Source organism: Winogradskyella bathintestinalis (genome assembly GCF_030407435.1).
Classification (GTDB): Bacteria; Bacteroidota; Bacteroidia; order Flavobacteriales; family Flavobacteriaceae; genus Winogradskyella; species Winogradskyella bathintestinalis.
In genome coordinates, this window is record NZ_JASDDK010000006.1 from 116,113 (window position 1) to 128,284 (window position 12,172).

At 32.8% G+C, this 12,172-nt stretch carries 10 protein-coding genes; 5 read left to right on the forward strand and 5 right to left on the reverse strand.

Annotated features, from left to right (window positions below; translation table 11 throughout):
- Nucleotides 1–136 precede the first annotated feature (136 nt).
- The 4 genes from QMA06_RS14325 to QMA06_RS14340 form a co-directional block, all read right to left on the reverse strand.
- A complete protein-coding gene (locus QMA06_RS14325) occupies nt 137–2,863 on the reverse strand; it encodes a TonB-dependent receptor (protein WP_290207580.1) in 2,727 nt (908 codons plus the stop codon).
- An 83-nt stretch (nt 2,864–2,946) separates the two neighbouring features.
- Nucleotides 2,947–3,858, reverse strand: a complete 912-nt coding sequence (locus QMA06_RS14330; protein WP_290207581.1) for a GLPGLI family protein — start codon at nt 3,856–3,858, stop codon at nt 2,947–2,949.
- Nucleotides 3,859–3,941: 83 nt separating this feature from the next.
- Nucleotides 3,942–4,805 (reverse strand): GLPGLI family protein, encoded by an 864-nt coding sequence (locus QMA06_RS14335; protein ID WP_290207582.1) that lies wholly within the window; start codon nt 4,803–4,805, stop codon nt 3,942–3,944.
- Nucleotides 4,806–4,921: 116 nt separating this feature from the next.
- The gene (locus tag QMA06_RS14340) at nt 4,922–5,770 is read right to left on the reverse strand and encodes a GLPGLI family protein (protein ID WP_290207583.1); all 849 of its coding nucleotides are present in this window, start codon (nt 5,768–5,770) and stop codon (nt 4,922–4,924) included.
- Nucleotides 5,771–6,109: 339 nt separating this feature from the next.
- On the opposite strand from QMA06_RS14340, the gene QMA06_RS14345 reads away from it, so the two are divergent.
- The 4 genes from QMA06_RS14345 (at nt 6,110) to QMA06_RS14360 (ending at nt 10,074) form a co-directional block, all read left to right on the forward strand.
- The gene (locus QMA06_RS14345; protein WP_290207584.1) at nt 6,110–6,904 is read left to right on the forward strand and encodes a hypothetical protein; all 795 of its coding nucleotides are present in this window, start codon (nt 6,110–6,112) and stop codon (nt 6,902–6,904) included.
- 3 nt (nt 6,905–6,907) lie between these two features.
- Entirely contained in the window at nt 6,908–7,522 is a 615-nt protein-coding gene (locus tag QMA06_RS14350; RefSeq protein ID WP_290207585.1) for a deoxynucleoside kinase, read from the forward strand.
- Nucleotides 7,523–7,663: 141 nt separating this feature from the next.
- Nucleotides 7,664–9,682 (forward strand): polyphosphate kinase 1, encoded by a 2,019-nt coding sequence (gene ppk1 / locus QMA06_RS14355; RefSeq protein WP_290207586.1) that lies wholly within the window; start codon nt 7,664–7,666, stop codon nt 9,680–9,682.
- A 56-nt stretch (nt 9,683–9,738) separates the two neighbouring features.
- Nucleotides 9,739–10,074 (forward strand): hypothetical protein, encoded by a 336-nt coding sequence (locus tag QMA06_RS14360; RefSeq protein ID WP_318036609.1) that lies wholly within the window; start codon nt 9,739–9,741, stop codon nt 10,072–10,074.
- On the opposite strand, the gene QMA06_RS14365 is transcribed toward QMA06_RS14360, so the two are convergent.
- Nucleotides 10,061–11,068, reverse strand: a complete 1,008-nt coding sequence (locus QMA06_RS14365) for an App1 family protein (RefSeq protein WP_290207588.1) — start codon at nt 11,066–11,068, stop codon at nt 10,061–10,063. The two genes, QMA06_RS14360 and QMA06_RS14365, sit on opposite strands and share 14 nt — an antisense overlap.
- A gap of 212 nt (nt 11,069–11,280) precedes the next feature.
- Here QMA06_RS14365 and QMA06_RS14370 point away from each other — a divergent pair.
- Nucleotides 11,281–12,172, forward strand: an 892-nt coding sequence (locus QMA06_RS14370) for a DUF4397 domain-containing protein (protein WP_290207589.1), incomplete at its 3' end; no start/stop codon positions are given.

Consider the following 12,172-nt stretch of genomic DNA (forward strand, 5'->3'; position numbering starts at 1 on the left):
AAAACCCTCAACACTTTTTTTAGTGTTGAGGGTTTTTGTTTTTATGACATTGAGTAACCTTAATCTACACAACTGATTTAAATGCTAAATAGAGCAAGCAAATCTAACCTAAAAATGCTAAGGTGTTAAGCCTAATTTAAAGCGTATAAGTCAAGCGAAAAGTTACAAATCGGGGTAAAATAAACGTTTCTGAACTATAAACTGAAATATTATTAGATCCGTTATTTATTTCAGAATCTATATTCAATAAGTTAGAAGCGTTGACTTCATATTCCCATTTTGCATCTCTATCTTTTCGGTAAGCCAAACTAGCATTCCATGTTTGAAAAGATTGTGAAGGGCCAACATCACTACTTTGATTAGTATACGAATAATCCGTTTTAAAAGTTAATGAATTCCATATATAAGCGTCAAATTCTACTGACGGAGCATTGGTGATGAATTGTGTATCATTATCTCCCTGATTATTATTGCTTATACTGTATCGATATTGCAAAGTTACATTAGGTGCCTCTCTAAAATTAGTACTTAATTGAGGCGTGTACGATTGTGAAAAGTTTTCGTTAATTGATCTCACATTCTGTACAAATTGATTGCTTTTACTGTAATTGAGATTAGCTCTTATACTTGCTCTTAACTTTCCAAAAGTACGTTGAAAACGTCCCACAAACGTTAAGCTCTCATCTGCAAAATTTGAATTAAAATAAGTGCTTGTTCTAATAACATTATCAAAATTAGTTAATGATCGTATCTGGTCGATGTTCTTATTATAATTTAACATCGCAAACACGTTTGTATAATTAAAAAGATTAAAACTAAAATACCTTAAATTAATATTGTGAGATAATGAGTTCTGCAATTCTGGCTCCCCATATTGAATACTATTATAGTTGTTTAACACCAGACCTTCAGCCAAACTTGTAACATCTGTAAATGAGTTTTGCATATTATATCTTAGAGTTAAACTTTCACTCTTTTTAAACTGAATCTGTGTTTCAAAATCCGGTAATACTCTAAAGAAGTTATCTTTATAAGTTTCGTCAAATTGCGTGTTTTTGTTCCCATAAGCATGGACCGAAAATCCTGGGGTAATGGTAAACTTCCCCGTTTTTAATCTGTAATGAAATCCAAGATAAATATCACTAAAATTATATTCGGTATCATTTTCGTTTTGTAACAGCTCCCCTTCAGGATTTGTTAAGCTTGCGGTAGGATCAAAAAATGAACCATCATCTAAGAACTGGAAAATATTAGAATTGAATTTCTGATTGCTCAAAATTGTCCCTAAAGTAAAATTGATATTACTTTTAGAATTTAAGATATTATAGTAATCTAATTTAGCATCTAACTGATTTGATTTTATACGTCGATCTTGGTTGAGATTATACGTGTTCTGGTTGGTATCTAAACCTAGACTTGTTGCCGTACTTTCAAAAGCATCCTCCTCTTTTAAACCAATAACGTTATAAAAGGGATCTTCGTCTTTTATTAAATGTTGGGCTTCAAAAGCAAAAATGTTGTTTTCGTTTAGCGTGTAGTAATAATTCACATTCTGATTAATACTAAATGGTTTCGCTTCATCTAACTGCGTTGTATTTCCTACAACAGTTGAAAATTCATTCTGCATTTCAGAATCGTCAGAAATACGTCCGAGAATATCATAATCTAACTGATTATTTACATTAGGCTTGTATCTAGCACTCAATTTTGCTAAACCTTGATTTGTAGCTTCCCTTCCCGTTTGTACAGTTTCTTCATCAGGTATGCCCAATTCTGGATTTGTATATTGTAAAAAACTTTCTTCACGAGTTCGTAACCTATTGCTATTGTAAATTATAAATCCGCTTAAATCCAAAGCCTTATTTGGAGCATAACTAAAGTTAACAGCACCTAATTTTGATTCCACAGACTGTGAATCGTCAATATTGGTCAATCCACCTAACCCGTTATTCCCAAGATTAAGGCTTGTGCCACTACTAGCACTTGGACGTCTAAACCCACCACCAAAATTCCGAATATCTCTTCCTGTTAAGGCCACTTCTCCAGTATTATTTAAATCGCCGATAACGTTGACACTATATTTAGGACTGTAATAAAACAACTTAGGTTGCACCAAATACAATTCATCATTTGGTGATGGAGCCACACCGCCACCAACGGTAACATCTCCAAACCAAAAATTCTCTTTTCCTTCTTTTAATTTAATATTGATTGCGACATTATCTTGATTATTTCTAACACTACTCATCTGCCCAACCTCAGAATAATTACGTAATACTTCAACTTTATCTACGGCATTAGATGGAATATTTTTTGTCGCTAATTTTGAATCTCCATCAAAAAAATCCTTTCCGTTAACCATTAATTTATTCACCACTTTTCCTTCTACTTCAATTTTTCCATCGGCATTTATTTCTACACCGGGTAATTTTTTCAGAACGTCTTCTAGCTTACGTTCTGTTCCGTTTTTGAAAGAATCAGCATTATATATCAAAGTATCACCTTTTATGGTTACAGGCATCTCATAAGTCAGTTCCACGGCATCGAGCGCATTATCTGAAAGCATTTGAAAATCTTTAGTAATGTCAACTTCTTTTGTCTCAATGAGATCATCTACAGATTTTAAACCTATATAACTGATCTGAATATTATATTGACCATTCTTTCCTAATGAGATAGTGTAAGTGCCATTAGAGTCCGTAATTGCATAAGATTCTAAAGTATTAGATGCTTTATTTATAGCAATAACGTTGGCAAGTTCTAATGGGGTACCGATGCTGTCTTTTACAACACCTGTCATTTTAATTTGAGCAAAAGCCCCCATAGCTACTAAAATAAATAGTAGTGTTAAAATATTTTTCATGATTAATTTCTTTGGTTTGGTTAGCGTGTAATATTGGTTATAACACTTTAATAAAGCGTGATAGAAAAATCTTAGTTGACATATTAATTTCGACCTCTACCTCCTCGACCACCACGGCCTCCATACATCTCGCGCATTTCCTCCATTTTTTTTGTGATGATTTCGTTATATTCTTCTTGCGTTACTTGGTCTCCTTTTTCTGGTTTTTCTATCGTTTCTTTATCTTCAGGATTTAAAACAATCTTAGTACATAGAATTGTAGTACGGTCTGCATTCACTTCTAATATTAAACCTGGCAAACCCCAAAAATCATCAGGACCCTGATTTACCGGAATCTGCGGTGTATACCAAGCCACTACTTCAATAGTTTTTGGCACTTCGATTTCGCTCATAGGATCACCATTAGCTTCATCTCCTGACTTAATGCTATCATTTGTTTTTGTTGCATCTTTCTTTCCGTCGGTTTTATCATTATCTCTACCACGTCTTCTCATACTTCTCCAATCTAATTTATCAACTTCTTTCGTTGCTGTTGCCTTAAAACAAGTGTATTGACCAATTTTCTTGGTTTCAGTACCCATTTTCCATTCTAGATTTGTGAGATCATCTTTTATTAAAAATTGCTTTCCGAAAAATTCTTGATCTTGTATAACTTCTTTCGTTTTTACATTTTTATATTTTGGTCCGCCTGTCATACTACTACCAAAGCCTCCAAAACCTCGACCTCCTCCTGGTGCTTCTAATTTCTCCTCTTCTTTATATATAGACTCGGCTTGAGTGAATGTTAGGATATATTCTTTTTCCAAAAAACTTTTCATCCGCTCCATGATTTGTTTTTTTCGATCTGGGCTCATTTCACGTCCACCCCAGTCATCCATATCCATAGTCGTTTTGGATTGGTAATACGCTTTTCCTTGAAAATCTTGTGAAAAAGAAAGGGAACTAACGGCTAGGACACCTAGTAGTAGTGCAAATTTTAAAACTGATAATTTCATCTTTATTTTTGAGTTTATTTTGTATAAGACCCAAAAGATGTCTGAAAGTTAAACTTGCATTAGTTAAACTTATGTTAAGAGTTTTATCCTCTACCCCGGCCACCCCTATTATTCCGAAACTCTTGCATTTTTTTACTTATAATTTCCTGATACTCCATTTTAGTGACTAATGTTCCTTTTTCAGGAGCTTTTATCTCCATTTTATCTTCTGGATTCATAACAATTTTAGTACACAACATAGTCGTATTTCCTGAACTCACCTCTAAAATTAAGCCGGGAAGTCCCCAATACTCCAATGGCCCATGACTTACTGGTATTTGAGGTGCATACCAAGCTTCAACATCGGTCATTGCAATTTCATCCGTTTTAGAATCCCCTTGTATACTATCCGTTTTTGCCTTTGTAGAATTAGTATTTCTTAACTTGCTCCAAGAAAAATTAAACCATGTCAGTTCATCGCTAGGAATAGAAGCGGTAGCTTTAAAACACAGGTAATTCCCTATCTGTTTAGTTTCTTTACCCATTATCCAAGTTATTGGCTGTAAACTGTCATTAACTAAAAAGTTTTTTCCATAAAATTCTTGGTTTTGTATCTGAGAATTTGTCTTAACATTTTTATATTGATCACCAGGCGCAAAATTTTTACCCCAAGAATCTGTAGCGCCAGACATAGCGTCTAATTTATCTTCTTCATTAAAAAATGATTCTTCTTTATTAAAGGTTAAGACATAGCTTTTTTGAAGCCTATTTTTCATACGAGCTTCAATTTCCTTTTTCTGACCTTCACTTAAACGAGATCCCCAAGTACCTAGATCCATTTTAGATTTTGAAAGATAATAAGCTTTACCTTGAAAACTCTGGGTGTTTATATTTTCTTCCATATCTGAAAGACTCGATAAACCTAAAGTCAATAAAATTGCAGTGAATTTGAAAAAAAGTGATTTCATGATTGTTAATTTTGTTTAACAAATATACGTTTTTATTAAACATTAAATTTATCTAACAAAAAAATTAACACTAATATTAGTAAAATAATTACATTAAATTATAACGTTCGTGTTTATTAACCTCCTATTGATATATGGATAGTTTCATTTTTAGACCCTCTACTTGGTGCGTAACGTTCCAACATTTCTTTGGTTTTCTTTTTCATAATATCATCGTATTCTGATTGCGAAACCTCTTTGCCTTCTGTAGGTGCTTCAATCTCTACTTTATCTTCAGGATTGATGATAATTTTATTACAAATAATAGTTAGTTCTCCATCGTGTATTTCTAAAATTAATCCAGGAAGTCCTTGATATTTTGCAGGACCATTACTCACGGGAATCTGAGGGGTGTACCAGGCTGTTATAATACGTTCTTCCATTTCTAGTTCTTTATCCTCTTCATTTTCATCATTTATTTTTGAATTACTCTTAAGATCAAAGTTCACTTTAGGAACTTGTTTTGTGTATGTCGCCTTAAAACACATGTATTCACCGATATGCTTAGTATCTGATTCTAGTTTCCATTCAATTGGAGAAATAGAATCTTTGATTAAGAAATTCTTTCCCATAGTTTCTTTTTGATCTGCGTAAGTTTTGCGCTTAATATTTTTGTAAAACACATCTGAACCACTGCTACCAAAAGACATCTGAATCCCTCCACCAACTTGTGGTTTATCTAATTCTGCTTCTTGTTTATATAAAGAAGAACTTTGATCAAAAGTTAAAATGTATGTTTTCCGAAATTGCTTCTTCATCATCTCCATCATTTGCTTTTGCATAGCGTTATTCATTTTGGTGCTATCGATTTTAATATCAAAATCGCGATGCGTTTTGTAGGTTGCTACACCTTGAAAATCTTGAGCGTTAGCAGTTACGGTAAACATTCCTAATATTATTATTGTAATTTTAATTAAAGTTGTCATCTGATTGATTTTTAATTTTTACCAATATAATAATTATTAGTTAAGTATTTGAGCTTTAGTATTCTACTTAAAGATTAGACTTTGTTTGTGTTATTGTTTCAATTATACCAATATCGATTCTTGTTGTTTTAGATATTCCCAAATTACTACAAACCAATTAAAAAGGTACACTCAAAATAGCCTTTATCTCATCAAATAAATTTTCAACATCCTATAATTTCAATTCAGGTTCAAACGTTTATTTAGTATTACAGACTTATCAGGATTCAAAAACCGTATATGCATCTTGTTCAAGATTGCTGCATTTTTCGTACTTTTCAAGCCTATTCATCTACATTCATGCAAAAGTTAATTTATATATTTCTACTCTTCGGATTTCTTAGCTTTTCGCAACAGGAAGTAAAGAAACAAATTACTACAACCTTAAAAGATTCAATACAGCTTGATGCCAAAGTAATTTTCGGGATTGATACTTTCGGTACATTATATTATAGTTCCGAAAACAATTCCTTTCATAAAAAAACTCAAGACACCATAATTACTTATGCTAATTTTCAGTTGGGAGAAATAACCTCTGCGAACATTTTCAATCCGTTAAAAATAAATTTATTTTATAGAGATTTTAATACCGTTGTAATTTTAGATAATCGATTGGCAGAAATTTCAAGAATTGATTTTAATACTATTCAACCTTATAAAAATGTATCTTTTGTATCATCAGGATACGATAATATGCTATGGCTCTTCAACCAAGATTTTCAGTATTTAGAATTGTATGATTATAAAACTAATAAAATAAAATTAAAAACGGTGCCCGTTCAATCTGAAGTCTTAGATTTAAAAAGCGATTATAATTACTGTTATTTACTGACTAAAAATCATCTTTATATCTATAGTTATTTTGGTAGTTTACTTCATAAAATAAAAAATAGTGGTTACGATCGTTTGGCCTTTAGCGAAGCCCATTTACTTTTAAAGAAAGCAGACCAACTCTATATTTTAGAAAAAAATAAGTCTGAAATCCACCCTATTTCTCATCCAATAATGTTAATAAATCAGTTTTTGGTAACCAATGAATCGGTGTATATTTACCACGAAAAATTACTTCGTAACTACCAATTAAAAATAGAATAGATTATGCATGTTGCCATTGCAGGAAATATAGGAGCAGGAAAAACCACGCTTACCAAATTACTCTCTAAACACTTTAAGTGGGAAGCTCAATTGGAAGATGTGGTTGACAATCCTTATTTAGACGATTTTTACAATCAAATGGAACGTTGGAGTTTCAACTTACAGGTCTATTTCTTAAACAGTAGATTTCGCCAAGTCAATCAAATCCACGATAGTGGAAAAGACATTATTCAAGATCGAACTATCTATGAGGATGCGCATATTTTCGCACCTAACTTGCACGCCATGGGCTTAATGACTAATCGTGATTTTGAGAATTATTCTTCATTATTTGAGCTTATGGAATCCTTTGTAAAAGGACCAGATTTGTTAATTTATTTGCGTAGTTCTATTCCTAATTTAGTGGCGCAAATTCATAAACGCGGACGCGATTATGAAAATACGATTAGCATTGATTATTTAAGCCGTCTTAATGAGCGTTATGAAGCTTGGATTTCTAAATACGATAAAGGCAATTTGCTAGTTATCGATGTTGACAATCTCGATTTTGTCGCTAACCCTGAAGATTTAGGTGATATTATAAACAGAATTGATGCACAAATAAACGGCCTATTCTAAACCTTAGCATTTACCTAACACAATTTCAGTTTTATACCTTTATTTTTGAATAATTGAATATCCATAACAACTTTTTGAAAGCTATGGAAATGGTTATATTGTTGAATTATCTGACCATTGAGAAACAAAATACATAAACACATGAAATTGTATAATTCCAAATTTTTTCATCGTGATCTTTCATGGTTACGTTTTAATCATCGTGTGTTGCAAGAAGTCTCGGACAAACGCAATCCTTTATACGAACGCATTAAGTTTTTAGCTATTTTTTCATCAAACCTTGATGAATTTTTTAGGGTTCGAGTTTCAGACATTAGACAAATAAAAAGTTTAGAAAAACCGCTTCGAAAAAAGCTAATCACCAAGCCTAATAAAGTTTTAAAGGAAATAAAAGCACAGGTACATTTACAACAAGAAGAGTTTGGACGAATATTTCAAAATGAAATTATACCCGATCTGAAAGATGAAGGAATTTTTCTCATCGATTATCATGAATTTTCACCGTCGCAAAAAGAAATTGCCAAAGCTTATTTTAAAAAGACTTTAAAACCGCTTCTGAACCTAGATGTGTCTTATCACACTAAGCCTGATTCCATCTTTGTAGAAAACGAAGCCTCCTATTTAACCACCTTAACTGGAGATACACTACAATTAGTGAAAATTCCAGAAAGCGAAGCTCGTTTTTATTCGTTCCCATCAGAAAACGGAAAACATTTTATAACGTTTATCGATGACATTTTAAAGTATGGGCTTGGTAACCTTCATGAAGATGATGATGTTCGTTATTATGCGCTTAAGATTTCTAGAGATGCAGAATTATATATTGAAGATGAGTTCTCTGGAGATTTAATGAAAAAAATTAAATCATCTTTACCAAAGCGTGACAAAGGTCAACCGACACGTGTTTTGATTGATAAACGCATGCCCGAAAAATTTCAAGAGGTATTAAAAGAAGCCTTAGATATTTACAATACAGATTTGGTTTACGGTGGCAGACATCATAATTTTAAAGATTTCTTTTCCTTTCCTAATCCAACGGATAAAGATTTACATTTTAAACCGCTACCTCCGCTTCCGCATCCTGTATTATCAAATTCTGAAAACATTTTCGCCACCATTGACGAGAAAGACCAACTGCTACATTACCCATATCAAGAATTTGAACCAGTTATAAATTTAGTAGAAACCGCGGCAGAAGATCCCTCGGTCACAACTATTAAAATGACATTATACAGGCTTGCAGAAACATCACGATTAAATACAGCCATTGCTAAGGCTGCGAAAAACGGCAAGGAAGTTATTGTGTTTATTGAGGTTAAAGCACGTTTTGATGAAAAGAACAACATTAAATGGGGCACTATTTTTGAAGACAATGGTGCAACAGTAATTTATAGCTATCCAGATATAAAAGTTCATTCTAAAATTCTATATATAGAACGTAAAGTTGAAGATAAAACTAAACGTTACGCCTACATAAGTACAGGGAATTTTAACGAAAAGACCGCAAAACTTTATACAGATTTTGGACTAATGACTGCTCATAAAAAAATCACCAAAGATCTCAATAAAGTATTTATGGTGCTGCAACGAGTTACCATTGTTCCAAAAACTAAACGCCTTTTGGTTTCTCCTTTTACAACCCGTATTACATTAGAGAATCTAGTAAATAAAGAAATTGAAAATGCACAACAAGGAAAAGAGTCTTATATTATTCTAAAAATGAATAGTCTTCAAGACGAATCCATGATTAATTTACTTTATAAAGCCAATAATGCAGGCGTAAGTATAAAATTAATTGTTAGAGGCATGTGCAGTTTGGTCCCTGGTATTGCAAATCAAAGTGAACATATCGAAGTTATTAGTATTCTCGATCGATTTTTAGAGCATGGACGTATTTATATTTTCAGTAATGGCGGAGAAGAACTCATGTATATTGGCTCGGCCGATTGGATGACTCGAAACTTAACCCACAGAATTGAAGTCCTTACGCCTATTCTAGATAAAGATGTACACAAAACCATATGTGATTTAATACACATTCAACTTGCAGACAATGTAAAGGCAAGAATTATAGATGCTAAACAAAGTAATACCTATGTCGAAAATTCGAAAACAAAAGTAAGAGCACAGTATGCTACTTATGATTATTTCAGCAAATGAGCGATAAAAAAATAACTAATGGATTTATCCTTGCTGGCTTAATAAATATAATAGCCGTGTTACTTCTTTCTAAATGCTTTACTAACGACATACTTACTGATACAGATCCAACCGTGATGTCCAATTTCGGGTTGTTGATGATTATTATTTGGGGATTAGCGTATTTATCAGTTTCAAAAGCTTTCCACAGTGTCAAATGGCTCGTACTTGTATTCGCCATTGAAAAACTTATTTACGGCATTATTTGGACCAATTGGATATTGAATAATGAGTTGTCATTGATTTATGATAAAGATTTTATGGCCGGTATATTTTATAATATCTACGGTCTTAACGACTTACTCTTTTTCTTTTTCTTTACTTATGTATTTTATAAACTTACGAAGCGATAAAACCATTTTCGCGAGCATGTTCTATGGCTTGTTCACTACTCTCTACCAATAAAACCATGGTAGTTTTGTAATTTTCAACAAGTCCTCTTACGCGCAGCATTCGCTTTTTATGTTTTACGCTTCGTAAATAAATGGCTAGAATTCGATCTGGAAACTCTTCAGCGATTTCCATATAGATATCAGGATCGTGCTCTCCGCTATCTCCTATTAATATAAACGGTAATTCTGGATATGTTTTTAATAAATTCAGAATTTCTTTTTGTTTCTGTGGTTTTTCTCCCTCTGGTTTCTTTTTTAAAAAATTACTTAAACTTCGTAATAAAATTGGTCCTTTCGGAAATTGATTTTGTTTTAAAAAAAGTTCTAAATAACGATAGAGATTCCAAGGGCTATGACTGACGTAAAAAATTGGATTAGCATTCTCACCCGATGCTCCACGATGTAATTGATGGTAAAAATCAGCAGCCCCTTTTAGTGGTAATCTACTTTTTGCGTTTTTAAAAATGGAATTATAAATCACTCTCCATTTTAAAGTGGAAACAACACCCGTATGCAAAATAGTATCATCGATATCGCTTGCCACACCAAAATTTGCTTTAGAGGATGGAATTAATATTTCACCCGGAAATCGATTTTCATTTTGTATCGTTCGTTTTATATTGACATTATTATAGGATAACTCGAAAGATAACCAACCTTCTTCATTGGTTAGTGCCTCTAAATTTTTCAAATTTTCTTCTACTTTATAATAACCTTTATTATCCGTTACACCTTTTATAATTGTATTATTTGGTAGCTTAATATTGATTCCGACATTTATAATCTCATCCGTTTCAAAACGTTTCCAAGTGTTGATGGCCAAATGCCATATTTTTTGGGATTCTAAATTAATGGATTCATCCTCTAATGCACGTCCACGAGCATAAAAGTGAGTATCGGTGCCGTAACCTTGAAATGCAATAATTTGTAAAGGATCTTTTTTAAAAATAGACATGATATTATTTTGATTAAATATAAGAACATCCTTTTTTATTCAATCCATATTTATTTAATAATTTTTATTCGCGCTAATCTTCATACCATTAAAAATTAAACCGAAAATTATTTTGTTTAATCAATTTTCCAAAAACTTTAACATAATTTTTGTTTCTGTTTTAGTTTTGTTTAATATTTTTGAACATACATTAAACAAAACACCAACATATTATGAAAAAAAACAACTATTTTTTAATGGGGATGATCTTAATGACATCTTTATTAAGTTTTGCCCAAACAGCAAGAGTTCAGGTCATTCACAATTCAGCAGATTTAGCTGCAGAAACTGTAGATGTTTACCTTAACGACAATTTGTTAATTGACGATTTTTCCTTTAGAACAGCCTCTCCGTTTATTGATGCTCCTGCAGGAACACAACTTAGTATTGAAATAGCACCAGAAGGTAGTACTTCTTCGGCAGATGCTATTTATGAGATTACACCAACACTTGCAGCAGACGAAACCTATATTTTGGTAGCGGACGGTATTGTAAGTGCATCAGGTTATACGAATCCTTCAAGTTTTAGTATTGAAGTTTTTGCGACAGCTCGTGAAACAGCAAACACCACAGGGAACACAGATATTTTAGTGCATCATGGTGCTTCTGATGCACCAATGGTAGACGTCAACGAAGCCACTGGCCCAGCTGTTTTGGTAAATGATATTTCATTTCCTGAATTTAGCGATTATCTAGAACTGCCAACTGCAGATTATACGATCAACGTGTCTACTGCTGATGGAGCAACGGTTGTTGAAGAATATTCGGCTCCATTGAGCACATTAGGATTAGATGATTTAGCGATTACAGTTTTAGCAAGTGGATTTTTAGATCCTTCTATGAACAGCAACGGTCCTGCATTCGGACTATGGGTAGCATTACCTACAGGCGGAGCTTTGGTTGAATTACCAACAACACCAGATACAGCAAGAGTACAAGTCATTCACAATTCAGCAGATTTAGCTGCAGAAACTGTAGATGTTTACCTTAACGACAATTTGTTAATTGACGATTTTTCCTTTAGAACAGCCTCTCCGTTTATTGATGCTCCTGCAGGAACACAAC

Excerpts from the sequence above, each read along its gene's own strand:
- QMA06_RS14325 (WP_290207580.1), bottom strand. The coding sequence starts at position 2,863 with ATGAAAAATATTTTAACACTACTATTTATTTTAGTAGCTATGGGGGCT.
- QMA06_RS14330 (WP_290207581.1), bottom strand. The coding sequence starts at position 3,858 with ATGAAATTATCAGTTTTAAAATTTGCACTACTACTAGGTGTCCTAGCC.
- QMA06_RS14335 (WP_290207582.1), bottom strand. The coding sequence starts at position 4,805 with ATGAAATCACTTTTTTTCAAATTCACTGCAATTTTATTGACTTTAGGT.
- QMA06_RS14340 (WP_290207583.1), bottom strand. The coding sequence starts at position 5,770 with ATGACAACTTTAATTAAAATTACAATAATAATATTAGGAATGTTTACC.
- QMA06_RS14345 (WP_290207584.1), top strand. The coding sequence starts at position 6,110 with ATGCAAAAGTTAATTTATATATTTCTACTCTTCGGATTTCTTAGCTTT.
- QMA06_RS14350 (WP_290207585.1), top strand. The coding sequence starts at position 6,908 with ATGCATGTTGCCATTGCAGGAAATATAGGAGCAGGAAAAACCACGCTT.
- ppk1 (WP_290207586.1), top strand. The coding sequence starts at position 7,664 with ATGAAATTGTATAATTCCAAATTTTTTCATCGTGATCTTTCATGGTTA.
- QMA06_RS14365 (WP_290207588.1), bottom strand. The coding sequence starts at position 11,068 with ATGTCTATTTTTAAAAAAGATCCTTTACAAATTATTGCATTTCAAGGT.